This window comes from Vibrio metschnikovii CIP 69.14, from assembly GCF_000176155.1.
GTDB classification, from domain to species: Bacteria; Pseudomonadota; Gammaproteobacteria; order Enterobacterales; family Vibrionaceae; genus Vibrio; species Vibrio metschnikovii.
This window is the reverse complement of sequence record NZ_ACZO01000004.1, coordinates 19,431-34,037: the sequence shown is the minus strand read 5'-3', so window position 1 is coordinate 34,037 and position 14,607 is coordinate 19,431. Positions and strand designations below refer to the sequence as shown.

General features: G+C 44.7%; 13 protein-coding genes. 10 read left to right on the top strand and 3 right to left on the bottom strand.

The features are described 5' to 3' along the window. Nucleotides 1-73: 73 nt before the first annotated feature. Together nhaR and VIB_RS01315 are read left to right on the top strand one after the other, a co-directional pair. Nucleotides 74-964, top strand: coding sequence for a transcriptional activator NhaR (gene nhaR / locus VIB_RS01320; protein WP_004394129.1), 891 nt, complete (start codon nucleotides 74-76; stop codon nucleotides 962-964). A 306-nt stretch (nucleotides 965-1,270) separates the two neighbouring features. Continuing rightward, nucleotides 1,271-1,567, top strand: a complete 297-nt coding sequence (locus tag VIB_RS01315; RefSeq protein ID WP_040903783.1) for an ArsR/SmtB family transcription factor — start codon at nucleotides 1,271-1,273, stop codon at nucleotides 1,565-1,567. Nucleotides 1,568-1,726: 159 nt separating this feature from the next. Here VIB_RS01315 and rpsT read toward each other — a convergent pair whose 3' ends face one another. After that, on the bottom strand, nucleotides 1,727-1,987 hold the full coding sequence (gene rpsT / locus VIB_RS01310; protein ID WP_004394128.1) for a 30S ribosomal protein S20: 261 nt from the start codon (nucleotides 1,985-1,987) through the stop codon (nucleotides 1,727-1,729). Nucleotides 1,988-2,340: 353 nt separating this feature from the next. Here rpsT and murJ point away from each other — a divergent pair, with 353 nt between their 5' ends. The 6 genes from murJ to ispH all read left to right on the top strand — a co-directional run bounded on the left by murJ (nucleotide 2,341) and on the right by ispH (nucleotide 10,109). Further along, a complete protein-coding gene (murJ, locus tag VIB_RS01305) occupies nucleotides 2,341-3,903 on the top strand; it encodes a murein biosynthesis integral membrane protein MurJ (RefSeq protein ID WP_040903855.1) in 1,563 nt (520 codons plus the stop codon). 185 nt (nucleotides 3,904-4,088) lie between these two features. Continuing rightward, nucleotides 4,089-5,057: a bifunctional riboflavin kinase/FAD synthetase gene (gene ribF, locus VIB_RS01300; RefSeq protein ID WP_040903781.1), complete on the top strand. Its 969-nt coding sequence runs from the start codon at nucleotides 4,089-4,091 to the stop codon at nucleotides 5,055-5,057. A 30-nt stretch (nucleotides 5,058-5,087) separates the two neighbouring features. After that, the gene (gene ileS / locus VIB_RS01295; RefSeq protein ID WP_004394125.1) at nucleotides 5,088-7,934 is read left to right on the top strand and encodes an isoleucine--tRNA ligase; all 2,847 of its coding nucleotides are present in this window, start codon (nucleotides 5,088-5,090) and stop codon (nucleotides 7,932-7,934) included. Nucleotides 7,935-7,967: 33 nt separating this feature from the next. Continuing rightward, the gene (gene lspA / locus VIB_RS01290; protein ID WP_040903778.1) at nucleotides 7,968-8,465 is read left to right on the top strand and encodes a signal peptidase II; all 498 of its coding nucleotides are present in this window, start codon (nucleotides 7,968-7,970) and stop codon (nucleotides 8,463-8,465) included. 220 nt (nucleotides 8,466-8,685) lie between these two features. After that, entirely contained in the window at nucleotides 8,686-9,117 is a 432-nt protein-coding gene (gene fkpB / locus VIB_RS01285) for an FKBP-type peptidyl-prolyl cis-trans isomerase (protein WP_040903775.1), read from the top strand. A gap of 29 nt (nucleotides 9,118-9,146) precedes the next feature. After that, nucleotides 9,147-10,109: a 4-hydroxy-3-methylbut-2-enyl diphosphate reductase gene (gene ispH, locus VIB_RS01280; RefSeq protein WP_040903774.1), complete on the top strand. Its 963-nt coding sequence runs from the start codon at nucleotides 9,147-9,149 to the stop codon at nucleotides 10,107-10,109. A gap of 115 nt (nucleotides 10,110-10,224) precedes the next feature. On the opposite strand, the gene VIB_RS01275 is transcribed toward ispH, so the two are convergent. Next, a complete protein-coding gene (locus VIB_RS01275; protein ID WP_004394121.1) occupies nucleotides 10,225-11,712 on the bottom strand; it encodes a carbon starvation CstA family protein in 1,488 nt (495 codons plus the stop codon). Nucleotides 11,713-11,937: 225 nt separating this feature from the next. Here VIB_RS01275 and VIB_RS01270 point away from each other — a divergent pair, with 225 nt between their 5' ends. Beyond that, complete coding sequence (locus VIB_RS01270) at nucleotides 11,938-12,279, top strand: DUF2799 domain-containing protein (RefSeq protein ID WP_040903772.1); 342 nt, start codon at nucleotides 11,938-11,940, stop codon at nucleotides 12,277-12,279. Nucleotides 12,280-12,300: 21 nt separating this feature from the next. Here VIB_RS01270 and VIB_RS01265 read toward each other — a convergent pair whose 3' ends face one another. Continuing rightward, on the bottom strand, nucleotides 12,301-13,410 hold the full coding sequence (locus tag VIB_RS01265; RefSeq protein WP_004394119.1) for an anhydro-N-acetylmuramic acid kinase: 1,110 nt from the start codon (nucleotides 13,408-13,410) through the stop codon (nucleotides 12,301-12,303). 184 nt (nucleotides 13,411-13,594) lie between these two features. Here VIB_RS01265 and nagZ point away from each other — a divergent pair, with 184 nt between their 5' ends. Next, on the top strand, nucleotides 13,595-14,584 hold the full coding sequence (gene nagZ / locus VIB_RS01260; RefSeq protein WP_004394118.1) for a beta-N-acetylhexosaminidase: 990 nt from the start codon (nucleotides 13,595-13,597) through the stop codon (nucleotides 14,582-14,584). The last annotated feature ends 23 nt before the right edge of the window (nucleotides 14,585-14,607 follow it).

The following is a 14,607-nucleotide window of genomic DNA, read 5'->3' as shown; positions in this document are numbered from 1 at the left end:
GTTAAACCGAAGTGTTTGCTGGTAAGAGCTGAGTTTGTTATAACAGACGCACCATATATTGATTGAGTACGCCATGTCACATCTTAATTATAATCATCTCTACTATTTTTGGATGGTCTGTAAGCAAGGCTCGGTTACTAAAGCGGCTGATGCACTTTTTCTTACTCCCCAAACTGTAACGGGGCAAATAAAAGCGCTAGAAGATAGGTTAGCGGGGAAGTTAACTAAGCGTAATGGTCGCAGTATAGAGCCAACCGAGTTGGGGCAGTTGGTGTTTAAATACGCTGATCGGATGTTTGGACTCAGCTATGAGATGCTTGATATTGTTAATTATAGCCAGCGATCCAATGTGCTCTTCGATGTCGGGGTTGCTGATGCGCTTTCTAAACGTTTAGTCAGTAAAATTTTGATGAGCACCGTACCGGAAGACAATCGAATTCATTTGCGTTGTTTTGAATCGACCCACGAGTTACTGCTGGAACAATTATCTCAGCATAAATTGGATATGATCCTTTCCGATTGTCCGGTTGATTCGAGTCAGAGCCCTGGTTTATTCAGCAAAAAATTAGGTGAAAGCCACATGGGGTTTTTCTCCAGTGGAGCGGTAGAGCGTGGCCAATATCCTGCCGTACTCACTCAGCGTAAACTGTTGCTTCCCGGAGGACGTACGGCGATGGGACGTAAAGTGAGGCAGTGGTTTGATCGTCAAGGTATGCAGCCGAATATTCTGGGAGAGTTTGATGATGCGGCTTTAATGAAGGCATTTGCTTTGTATCATCCGGATGTGATTTTTATGGCTCCGCTTTTATTACGTTCAGAGATGGAGCAGGAAGGTCCTTTACATTTACTGAGTCGTTTAGAAGAAATTAAAGAAGAATATTACGTGATTTTTGCGGAAAGAATGATTCAACACCCCGCAGTGAAGAGTGTCTGTGATGCTGATTTTAGTCATTTTTTTAAATAATCACGCGTGAATGGAACGCTTATCTTAATTCGCGATGCAGGACTTTTTCGATTTGTTTGGGTGTATATTATTGTTAATAAATAGATTACTATCTGTCAGATTGGTCAATCTATAGCAGGCTCGTTCTGATCTTGGATGCGCCAATATATTTAAACGAACTGCAGTGTTGATTTGCCTCTTAAGAGTTATAACTCATCGTCAAAATAATAAGTTGTTGAGCGTACGCTGAATGGCTTCACTTTTACTGTGGCGGATAGCACGTTAAGGTCAGTTTGTTTAAGTTGTTATTTTTAAAGGGGCTTACTCATGAACCTAGAACAAATGGAACAAAACTCCGCTCAGGCAGTGGTGTTATTAAAAGCCATGGCCAATGAGAGGCGGCTACAAATTCTTTGTTTGTTGCACAATCAAGAACTTTCCGTTGGTGAGTTATGCAGCAAATTAGAGTTGAGTCAGTCTGCGTTGTCACAACACCTAGCTTGGCTAAGACGGGATGGCTTAGTTGAGACGCGCAAAGAGGCGCAAACGGTATTTTATACCTTGAGCAGTAATGAAGTAAAAGCAATGATTGAGCTTTTACATGGTTTATATTGCGCTCGCTGACAGGATGTTACTCGACTTTGATTGAATGGAAATGAAAAACGATGCCCCCATGACAAAAAAGATTTTGTTATGATCAACAGAGTGAAAAATCAAAGTTGTTAGATAAATAAAAAACCGGCCTTAGCCGGTTTTTTTATCACTGATGGATATCAAGTTCTATTATAGAGCTTTAATCGCAGCAGAGAAACGAGACTTATGACGAGCTGCTTTATTCTTATGAATAAGGCCTTTAGTCGCCATGCGGTCAAGGATTGGTGTAACTACAGCAAACGCAGCAGTTGCAGCTTCTTTGTCGCCAGCAGCAATTGCAGCAACTGTTTTCTTCATATAAGTGCGCATCATTGAACGACGGCTAGCATTGTGCTGACGACGTTTTTCAGATTGGATAGCGCGCTTCTTAGCAGATTTGTTATTTGCCAAGGGTCTAACTCCCAAAAACTTTAGTTCGGTGACAATTTAAGGGCCGGAAATATCCCTTATTTGCACTTAAATGTCAAATGATTTGTGCAAAAACCCGTCTAAACCAAACAAGTTTGGTATCACAAGGCTTTCACGGTTAAGATGGCGTGGATTCTAACAGTATTTTTTGGGCAATGCTAATACTTATCTGATCTCATCCTGACATTCTTATTTAAGATTACGCGATATTATCCTTCATCCAGTGGTTACCCTCGCTTGGGAGCGTGATTGTTCAGGTAAGTTGGCGAGAAGGGCGGCTTATGCGCTCTACTCATTCTTTGTATTTATATTCAGGTTTTTTCTTCGAGGTTACTGTGAGTAAACGCTTACTCAAGTCTGGTATTGTCGTCAGTACTATGACCTTTATTTCCCGAGTATTGGGACTGGTGCGGGATATTGTCGTGGCCAATTTAATGGGAGCGGGAGCGAGTGCCGATGTGTTTTTCTTTGCTAATCGTATCCCCAACTTTTTACGCCGTCTATTTGCTGAAGGGGCTTTCTCGCAAGCTTTTGTTCCTGTCTTAACGGAATACCATGCTGCGGGAGACAAACAGAAAACGCGAGAGTTGATTGCCAAAGTCTCTGGTACTCTTGGTTTGTTAGTGACGATCGTGACTTTAATCGGTGTACTGTTTTCCGGTGTCGTAACGGCGCTATTCGGCGCTGGCTGGTTTTTAGATTGGTTATCGGGAGGTCCTGCTGCCGAAAAGTTTGAGTTGGCTAGCCTATTACTTAAAATCACGTTCCCTTATTTATGGTTTATTACCTTTGTCGCGCTTTCTGGGGCGGTACTAAACACGTTAGGAAAATTTGCCGTCTCGTCTTTTACGCCGGTATTTCTTAATGTAATGATGATTTTATCTGCTTGGTATATTTCGCCTAATCTCGCTAAACCAGAAATCGGTTTGGCAATAGGTGTGTTTTTGGGCGGTTTAGTCCAATTTCTATTCCAACTGCCATTTTTGATCCAAGCAGGTATGTTAGTTAGGCCGAAATGGGCTTGGAAAGATCCCGGTGTGGTTAAAATTCGTACATTGATGATTCCAGCACTTTTTGGGGTATCTGTTAGCCAAATTAACCTGCTATTTGACTCTTTTATTGCCAGTTTCTTACAAACGGGTTCGATCAGTTGGCTTTATTATTCCGATCGTTTACTTGAATTTCCGCTTGGTTTATTCGGAATCGCTATTGCAACCGTGATTTTACCAGCTTTATCCCGTAAACATGTCGATGCCCATCAAGCTGGTTTTGCGCAGACCATGGATTGGGGGGTCAGAATGGTCATCTTACTGGGTATTCCGGCGATGCTCGGATTGATGGTGTTAGCCAAACCCATGTTGATGGTGCTTTTTATGCGTGGTGAGTTTTCTGCTCATGATGTTCAACAGGCGTCACTGTCTTTGTTTGCTTATTCAACGGGCTTATTAAACTTTATGTTAATTAAGGTCTTAGCGCCGGGGTATTACTCACGACAAGACATTAAAACCCCGGTTCGCTATGGCATTGTAGCTATGTTGAGTAATATTATTTTCAATGCAATTTTTGCTTGGCCTTTTGGTTATGTCGGTTTAGCGGCAGCGACGGCCTTATCGGCATTCATTAATATGGCACTACTTTATCGCGGATTGCATCAGCAAGGCGTGTATAAAGTGACCACCCAAACGCTAGCATTTATTGCTCGTTTAGTTATTGCTGGTGCTGTGATGGTCATGGCGATTTATTGGCAGTTGGATTCCATGGCCGATTGGCTCAAGTGGAGTTTAACTGAACGAGCATTGACTTTATGTTGGTTGATTGTACTCGGAGCGGTTGCCTATTTGTTAACGGCCTTATTGTTAGGGATACGTTTAAAAGATTTAAAAGCGGCGACAGATTAATGACAATTAAGGTATAATCCGTCGGTTTTATATCCATATTAGAGATGCCCTGCTGATCGTCAGTTCTAATCGTGCTGGTGGTGTGTGTTTCTTACCGTTAATGATGGTTGAGATTCACTTGCGCCAGTCTGTTTTGCGATCGGGTGTCGGTACCATTAAGAATAATAGGTTTTAAGTTTATCCCAATGGAATTGATCCGCGGTATTCATAATATCAAGCCTCATCATCATGGTTGTGTGCTAACTATCGGTAACTTTGATGGCGTGCATCTTGGTCATCAACAAGTATTAAGCCAAGTTTCTCAGCGAGCCAAACAGCTGAATTTGCCTTCCGTGGTGATGACTTTTGAACCGCAGCCCATGGAGCTGTTTTTAACATCGAAAGCTCCCGCAAGGCTTACTCGTTTAAGAGATAAGTTTGTTCAGTTAGGGAAATTAGGCATTGATCGCTTACTGTGCGTTAATTTTAACCACCGTTTTGCTAATTTAGAAGCGCAGGCTTTTATCCGTGACTTGTTGGTCGGGCAATTGGGTGTTAAGTTTCTGGTTGTTGGTGATGATTTCTGTTTTGGACAAGGTCGCAAAGGTGATTTTGCGATGCTACGTCAAGCCGGTGAGCAATACGGTTTCGAGGTTGTCAGTACACAAAGTTTTTGTGTTCAGCAGTCACGTGTCAGTAGTACCTTAATCAGAGAAGCATTGGCCAGCGATCAACTTGCAACGGCCGATACGATGTTAGGCAGAGCCTACAGTATCAGTGGTCGTGTTTCGCACGGTCGTAAACTGGGGCGAACGATTGGTTTTCCAACGGCAAATATTCCTCTTAAACGATGCGTATCACCGGTTTCTGGTGTTTACGTGGTTGAGGTCTATGGTCTTTCGACATTGCCTTTGGGCGGCGTCGCGAATATTGGTCAACGTCCGACAGTCAATGGTGTTCGGCAACAACTTGAAGTGCATCTTTTTGACTTTCAAGGCAATCTATATGGTAAGCAACTTGAAGTGGCTTTATTGCACAAGTTGCGTGATGAGCAAAAATTTGCATCTTTTGATGCACTGAAACAGCAAATTGAATTGGATGCTGAGGCAGCAAGGGTGTGGCTGCAGCAGCTTTACAGCGAATCGGTTGATTCCACCGATTCGTATAATGTCTAACGTCGCCCAATACAACGGAATTAAGAATCGATGAGTGAATATAAAGATACCCTGAACTTACCTGAAACAGGGTTTCCAATGCGTGGCGATCTGGCTAAACGTGAGCCAGAAATGCTAGCACGTTGGTACAAAGAAGATCTGTACGGAGCAATCCGTCAAGCGAAACAAGGCAAAAAATCTTTCGTCCTGCACGATGGCCCTCCTTATGCCAACGGCGACATTCATATTGGTCACGCACTCAATAAGATTCTTAAAGACATTATTATTAAATCCAAAACGTTATCAGGTTTTGATGCGCCCTATATCCCTGGGTGGGATTGTCATGGCTTACCGATTGAATTAATGGTTGAGAAAAAAGTCGGTAAACCGGGTCAAAAAGTGACGGCGGCAGAGTTTCGCGAAAAATGTCGTGACTATGCGGCGGGGCAAGTTGAAGGACAAAAAGAGAGTTTTAAACGGTTAGGCATTCTTGGTGAATGGGATAAACCTTACCGGACAATGGATTTTTCCACTGAAGCGAACATTATCCGTGCGTTAGGTAAAATTGCCGATAATGGCCATCTGCTTAAGGGCTTTAAACCGGTTCACTGGTGTACCGATTGTGGCTCGGCGTTGGCTGAAGCAGAAGTTGAGTATAAGAACAAAGTATCGCCGTCGATTGATGTCCGTTTTCGTGCTACTGATGAAGCCAGCTTACTAGCAAAATTTGGCTTATCAGAGGGGCATCAAGGTCATGGGCCGGTTTCGATTGTGATTTGGACTACCACACCATGGACACTGCCAGCTAACCGTGCGGTTTGTTTACGCAATGATTTAGAATATGTATTGATCCAAGTTGAAGGTGAGCAACCTGAGCGAATCATTGTTGCTTCTGACCTTGCTAAGCAAGTCATCGATCGCGCTGGTATTGAGCACTTCCATAATCTTGGCTTTGCCACAGGTGCCGAGCTTGAGCTCACTCAGTTTAACCATCCATTCTATGATTTTACGGTTCCCGCCATTTTGGGCGATCATGTGACGACCGAGTCGGGGACGGGTGTGGTGCATACTGCGCCAGGACACGGTCAAGAAGACTTTGCCGTTGGTCAAAAATACGGTCTTGAAGTTGCCAACCCTGTCGGTTCAAATGGGGTTTATCTTTCAGATACCGAACTGTTTGCAGGACAACATGTCTTTAAAGCCAACGATGCGGTGGTTGAAGTATTGAAAGAAAAAGGTGCGTTGTTGCATCACCATGCTTATGAGCACAGCTATCCACATTGCTGGCGCCATAAAACGCCAATCATTTTCCGTGCGACGCCTCAATGGTTTATCTCGATGGATCAAGCGGGTCTTCGTGAACAAGCCTTAAGTGAAATCAAAGGCGTAAAATGGATGCCAGATTGGGGTCAAAGCCGTATTGAAGGTATGATTGAAGGCCGTCCTGAGTGGTGTATTTCTCGTCAGCGTACTTGGGGCGTTCCGATTGCTCTATTTGTGCATAAAGAGACGGCAGAATTACATCCTAACTCGCCTGCTTTAATTGAGAAAGTTGCACAGTTGGTTGAGCAAAAAGGCATTCAAGCGTGGTGGGATGTCGATACTGCTGAGCTCTTGGGTGCTGACGCTGAACAGTATGAAAAAGTACTGGATACATTGGATGTTTGGTTCGATTCAGGCGTAACTCATTATGCGGTTGTTGATACTCGTCCTGAGTTTAACGGAGCACAAGCTGACATGTACCTTGAAGGTTCGGATCAGCATCGCGGTTGGTTTCAATCGTCATTGATCTCATCGGTCGCAATGAAAGGTAAAGCACCTTATAAAGAGGTGTTAACCCATGGATTTGTGGTTGATGGTCAAGGACGTAAAATGTCTAAATCGATTGGTAACGTGGTTGCGCCGAAAGATGTCACCAATAAATTAGGTGCGGATATCTTACGTCTGTGGGTAGCGTCGACCGATTATACTGGTGAAGTGGCGGTGTCTGATGAAATTTTAAAACGCAGCGCCGATGCTTATCGCCGAATTCGCAATACGGCTCGTTTCTTCCTCGCTAACCTTAATGGCTTTAATCCTGCGACGGATATGATCCCTGTTGAGGAAATGGTGGCATTGGATCGTTGGGCTGTCGGTCGTGCATTGGCTGCGCAGCAAGAGATCATCAAAGCTTACGATGAATACAACACCCATGCAGTCGTACAGCGTTTAATGCATTTCTGTTCAATTGAAATGGGTTCATTCTATTTAGATGTGATCAAAGATCGCCAATACACGGCAAAACGCGGTAGCCATGCGCAGCGTAGCTGCCAAACGGCCTTGTATTATATCGTGGAAGCGTTAGTACGTTGGATGGCACCGATCATGTCATTCACAGCCGATGAGATTTGGCACGCGATGCCAGCCAAGCAAGCTGACGGTCAAGCACGCGGTCAATTTGTCTTTACCAGCGAATGGTATCAAGGTCTGGTTGGTTTAGACGAAAGTGAAACGTTTAACAACGCATTTTGGACCGATATCCAACACGTTCGTGGTGCGGTGAATAAGCTACTCGAAAATGCTCGAAATGAAAAAGTGATTGGTGGTTCGTTACAAGCGCAAGTTACTTTGTTTGTCGATGATGCACTGGCCGCTAAGCTTAAGCGACTGCATAACGAGTTACGGTTTGTTTTGTTAACGTCTAAAGCTGAAGTCAAATCGTTGAGTGAAAAAAGTGCGCTTGCCCAAGCCACTGAGATTAATGGTCTATGGGTTGAGGTGAGTAAAGTCGATGCCGAGAAATGCGAGCGCTGTTGGCACCATACCGATGATGTGGGTACGATTGCTGGCCATGAAACCATTTGTGGTCGTTGCGTGTCTAACATTGATGGCGATGGTGAACAACGTCAGTTCGCGTAATCGTATTGGTTTCTTTCATTACCAAGGTTATCTATGACTCAACAGGCATTAACGTTAAAACAATCCGGTGTGCGTTGGCTGTGGCTAGCGCTGCTGATTTTTCTGGCTGACATCGGGATTAAATCGATCGTCATGAACAACATGGGTTATGGATGGCATAATCGGATAGAAGTACTGCCATTTTTTAATTTATTGTATGTTCATAACTACGGCGCAGCATTCAGTTTTCTCAGTGAACAGGCGGGATGGCAGCGTTGGCTATTTACGGCCATTGCTTTTGCTGTCACAGCGTTATTGGTGTATTGGATGCGCCGTTTACCCGCCACGGAGAAATGGAATAATATTGCTTATGCATTGATCATTGGTGGTGCGGTTGGTAATGTTTTTGATCGTGTCGTACACGGTTTTGTGGTCGATTATCTCGATTTTTATTGGAAAACTTACCACTGGCCAGCCTTTAATTTAGCGGATAGCGCGATCTGTATTGGGGCTGCGATGGTTATTTTAGATGGCTTTCGCAATAAAAAATAACAGTTTGAAGTCTCGTCTCATTGAATAACCTTAAGCGTCGTCCGTTGATTCGGTCGGCGCTTTTTGTTAGAACGTGTCGGGAGTATTGCAACAACGCTAACGTGTTTATCACTCAGCGCCGAGATATCGAATAATGAGTGCCCTGTGCATCATTTCTGTTACTGATCATAATAAATCGCTCGATGAGAAGCGATTGACCATTTTAAGGAAGCCTAATAACGTGAGTATCATTACTGATAATTCTGCTGTGACGTTACATTTTACTATTAAACTCAAGGATGGATCGGTAGCGGATAGTACCCATAATATGGGAAAACCTGCCAAATTGATCATGGGGGATGGTAGTCTTAGTGATAATTTTGAACGTCACTTGCATGGTATGCAAGCGGGAGAGAAGAAAGTGATTGAGCTGGCTGCTGAAGATGCTTTTGGATTGCCGAACCCCGATCATATCCATTATATGGATCGTGGTAAATTTGTCGGTGACAGTGACGTCGATGTTGGGACTATTATGGCATTTAGTGGTCCTGATGGGATGGAAATTCCTGGTATTATTACCGCAATCGCTGGCGACTCAGTGACCGTTGATTTTAATCACCCTCTTGCTGGCCAAGAGGTTATTTTCGATGTAGAAATTGTCTCCGTTGATTAATTTATTTTACACTAGCCCGATTTGAATCCATGAGCCATAACATGAAAATATTGTTAGCCAATCCGCGCGGTTTTTGCGCTGGCGTTGATCGCGCGATCAGCATTGTTGAACGTGCATTAGAGCTGTATCAGCCGCCGATCTATGTTCGCCATGAAGTAGTCCATAACCGTTTTGTGGTTGAAGGACTAAAACAGCGTGGTGCTGTATTTGTTGAAGAGCTCAGTGAAGTTCCTGACGATAGCATCGTCATTTTCTCTGCTCATGGTGTTTCCCAAGCGGTTCGTCAAGAAGCCAAAGCACGAGCCTTGACGGTATTTGATGCCACTTGTCCTTTGGTCACTAAAGTCCATATGGAAGTGGCGCGTGCGAGTCGTCGCCATATGGAAGTGGTTTTGATTGGTCATGCGGGGCATCCTGAAGTGGAAGGCACCATGGGGCAATACGCCAGTCAAAAAGGCAAGATGTATTTGGTGGAAAAGCCGGAAGATGTCGATGCTTTAAAAACTCAAGTAAAAGATCCAAGTCATTTACACTATGTGAGTCAAACCACCCTATCCGTGGACGAAACGGCTGATGTGATTGAAAAGCTGCGTGAGGTTTTCCCTGAAATTCAGGGGCCGCGTAAAGATGATATCTGCTACGCGACACAAAATCGCCAAGACGCGGTGCGTATTTTGGCCGAGCAAGTGGACGTGATGGTCGTTGTGGGATCGAAAAATTCGTCCAACTCAACGCGGTTGAAAGAACTGGCAGAAAAATTAGGCACGCCTAGCTATTTGATTGATTGTATTGAGGATATCTCACCAGATTGGTTTAATGATGTCACTATGATCGGGGTAACCGCTGGTGCTTCTGCTCCTGAAGCGTTGGTTAATCAAATTTTGCAGCAAATTAAAGATTTTGGGGCTACGGACGTTGAAGAGGTATTAGGCCGAGAAGAAAATATGTTTTTCGAAGTACCTAAAGAGTTACAAATTAAGCAGATTCATTGATAACCGATTTAATGAGCCTGTTGGCTTAACCGTCACAGGCTAAAAAGGGGCTAATGTATTTAGCCCCTTTTTTACGCCGATCTTAATACGAGTAGCTTAACGATGACGTATTTTGCTAAGCGGTTTCGACCGAGTTCTTCTCAATCTCTTGCTGTTCAGCCAAATCGATATCGCCTTTGCCTTTGGAAATACGCATCACATAGACCATCGCGATTAATGACGTGCTTATTCCAATAATGGTCGAGAGCGTCATGGCTAAGCCAAAGCCCAGCGCACTATTGCTGAGGATAAAGGTCACACAAACCGTGGTCATAAACAGGGCTGGGACGGTTGTGATCCAATGCAACTTATTGTGACGTAGTAGATAAGCGGATGCGGTCCATAACATCATTACCGCGGTCAATTGGTTAGCGAAACCAAAGTAGCGCCAAATAATCGCAAAGTCGACTTGGGTTAACATCCCACCCAGAATAAACAGTGGTAGCGCCATCATGAGTCGATTGCGCAGCGTTTTTTGCTCCATATTAAAATATTCGGCAAGAATCAAACGGCTCGAACGAAACGCCGTATCGCCAGAGGTGATCGGTAAAATTACCACACCAAGAAAAGCCAGTATTCCACCAAATACGCCAAGCAAACCAAAGGAAGCACTATAAACGACATTGCCTGGTCCTCCATTCGCTACCGCTGCAGACAGTGAATCGAGTGAACCGAAGAAAGACAGGGCAATCGTACACCAAATTAGAGCAATGATCCCTTCACCGATCATCGCGCCAAAGAACACGAAGCGGCCATTTTTTTCATTTTCCATACAGCGTGCCATGAGCGGCGATTGCGTGGCATGAAAACCTGAGATAGCACCGCAAGCGATGGTAATAAATAGTGCAGGCCACAGTGGCATATCATTAGGGTTGAGATTACTGAACATATCTCGCATCTCAAAGCCACCAAGAACTTGATGATCGCTCGACCAAGCGATAGCGCTCATTAGCCCCACTGACATAAAAATCAGCAGCGCGCCAAACAGCGGGTAAAAACGGCCAATGATTTTATCCACCGGGACAATGGTGGCGATAATGTAGTAAGCAAAAATGATCACCACCATGCTGGTCATGGTGACGGTGAAATGGGTTTGTGAGTTGATAAGGTTGGTTATCATCCCAGCAGGCGCTGACACGAAGACGACACCGACCAGCAGTAGTAGAACAATGGCAAAAATGTTCATAAAATGTTTGGCGCCATTGCCTAAGTAACGTCCGGTGATCGCAGGTACCGATGCGCCACCGTTACGAATTGATAGCATGCCGGAGAAGTAATCGTGAACCGCACCAGCAAAAATACAGCCGACAACAATCCATAGCATCGCTGCTGGACCGTAAAGTGCGCCCATGATTGGACCAAAAATAGGCCCTACACCAGCAATATTAAGCAACTGGACTAAGTAGACTTTAGGTGTAGACATTGGTACATAATCGACCCCATCGGTTTTGGTGTGCGCGGGGGTTTTGCGTTGTTCATTGATGCCAAAGATTTTTTCAACGGCTAAACCGTAGAGAAAATAACCACCAATCAGCGCGGCAACACAGGTGAGAAACCACAACATAGTCAGTATCCTTTATCAGGTTGTATTATACCTAGCTCACTTTTCGTTGAGTGGCTTAGGTGTAGGATGTGTAGGGGTAAAATCGGTAGAAGACTAAATGAACAATTCGTGACTAGCACGGCGTTTTGTTATCAGTGGTCGTATAATTTATTAAGCGGCATTTAAGCTTGGTAAGTGGTTTTTAATAAAACGTTACAATGGTTAACGACAGTAGATAGGTGACTTATGAAAAGATGGGTAATGGCTTTATGGTTATTAGCAATGCTCGGTTGTGCCGCTAGCGATGATCAACTCGCCGCGAAAGGAGATTGGTATCAAATCGGTTATAACGATGGCATTGCTGGAAATTTACAACGCTCTTATCAAACGCTATCTCAATTAGGTAGTGCCAAGCATGCTGATTATGAACGTGGTTATCTAGACGGTGTTCAAGAATATTGCAACCCTAACTTTGCCTATCAGATGGGGCTCAGTGGACAGTATTACGAAGGCGTTTGCGAGGGGACTGAGCAAGCCCATAAGTTTCGCATGGAATGGCAGCGCGGTTGGCGAGAATACAACCGCTGATGTTCTGCCATGTTCGTTTGTTTAAGGTAAGTAAATAACGCCCAACGAAGTGCTTCGTTTAGCGCCGGTGACCTCCGGTAAGTTGCTTGGTAAACCATGGATCCTTCGCTGGGCTAACCAAGCAAAAGCCATGGCTTCCATATAATCACCATCGACGCCTTTCGCTTGAGTGGGAGCAACCAACCAAGTGGGTAAGTTGGCTTGTAAGCGCTCCATTAACAAGGGGTTTTGTGCCCCTCCACCGCAGACTAATAACTGTGGTGTAGCTCCTTGAGCATACTGATTCACTTGTTCACTAATGGTTTGTGCGGTGAGTTCGCATAATGTACGTTGAACATCTTGCTGGTTTACGCTTAATCCCGCCAATTTGCTTTCAAGCCAAGCGAGATTAAACCATTCCCTACCGGTACTTTTGGGCGCAGGTTGTGAAAAGTAAGTATCTTGTTTTAATCGCTGCAAGAGGGGGAAATCTACCTTCCCTTGTCGAGCCCATTGACCATTTTCGTCATAAGCTCGACCAGTGTGCTGCGCGCACCAATAATCCATTAGCACATTGCCAGGCCCTGTATCGTAGCCGATGACACGCTTATCAGTGGTGAGTACTGAGATATTAGCAATGCCACCAATGTTAAGAACGACGAGAGTTGAATCGGTGGCATTAAAAATGGTTTGGTGAAAAGCCGGGACCAGCGGAGCTCCTTGACCACCCAATGCGATATCTTTACGTCGAAAATCGGCTACGGTGGTGATCCCAGTACGGGTAGCAAGAATGTTCGCATCGCCCAACTGAATGGTAAATGGTGTTTCTCCCGTAGGTTGATGAAAGACGGTTTGCCCATGATTACCAATCGCCGTGATTTGCTCTGGGCGATAACCACTGCGCGCCAGTAATTGTTCTACTGCGTGTGCGTATAGATGACCCAGTTGATGATCCAATTGACCAATCTCGTGTAAGTTGGTGGGCTGGCCTAAGCAAATATTTAACAAGCGCTGCTTGATAGATTCTGGCATCGGTAAACTATCGTGTGCTAATAGTTTGATGGTATTACCAGTAAGGGAGACTAACGCACTGTCGACGCCATCCATACTGGTGCCAGACATGATGCCAATATACAGTTCAGGATTATCCACAAGCGACTCCGATCGTTATACGATTTGCCAAGTGATTGATAAGATAAACGACATTGTAATTGAAAAACTACCTGAATAACTTTACTCGCTATGCTAATTTGCATTTTTATTGCTCGTATCACGCTAACGACACGAGCATGGCGTCGATAATACTCTCAACTTTCTCATTGTATAAGGAGCCAACATGGGACCGCTATGGCTTGATATCGCTGGTTATGAATTGACGGCGGAAGACCGTGAAATTCTCGCTCACCCTACGGTAGGAGGCGTCATACTGTTTGCTCGTAACTATCATGATAACCAACAGTTAATTGCTCTTAATCACGCTATTCGTCAAGCGGCTAAACGGCCAATATTGATTGGAGTTGATCAAGAAGGGGGACGAGTGCAGCGTTTTCGTGATGGTTTTAGTCCAATTCCTGCAGCGCAATACTACGCACAATCGGCTGATGGTGAAGCGTTGGCGTATCGTGGTGGTTGGTTAATGGCTGCTGAACTGATTGCCCATGATATTGATCTCAGCTTCGCCCCAGTATTAGACAAAGGTTTTGATTGCCGAGCGATTGGTAATCGAGCTTTTGGTGATGATGTGCAGAGTGTACTGATCTATAGCGGAGCTTACCTGCGTGGCATGAAAGCGGTCGGGATGGCTACCACAGGGAAGCATTTTCCTGGGCATGGTGCGGTGCTGGCAGACTCACACCTTGAAACGCCAATCGATGAACGTGACTCGATTGCTGATGATATGGCCATTTTCAGTGCTCATATCGAGCAAGGTCTTTTGGATGCGATGATGCCTGCTCATGTGATTTATCCTCATTATGATCCACAACCAGCCAGTGGCTCGGCTTATTGGTTAAAGCAAGTACTGCGTCAACAGCTCGGTTTTCAAGGGATTGTCTTTTCTGATGATTTAAGTATGGAAGGGGCGGCAGTGATGGGCGGTCCAGCACAACGTGCACAGCAGTCTTTAGCGGCGGGATGCGACATGATTTTGATGTGTAATCGACGCGAATCGGCGGTTGAGGTGCTGGATAATCTACCGATCAGTGAAGTACCACAAGCATTATCCTTATTGAAAAAGCAGAGTTTTACTTATCGTGAGCTACAGTCTTCATCAGAGTGGCAGCAAGCGTCTTTGGCAATGCGCCGTTTGGTTGAGGCTTCTGCTTAACTTTAGCGTGGCAATAGGATTCT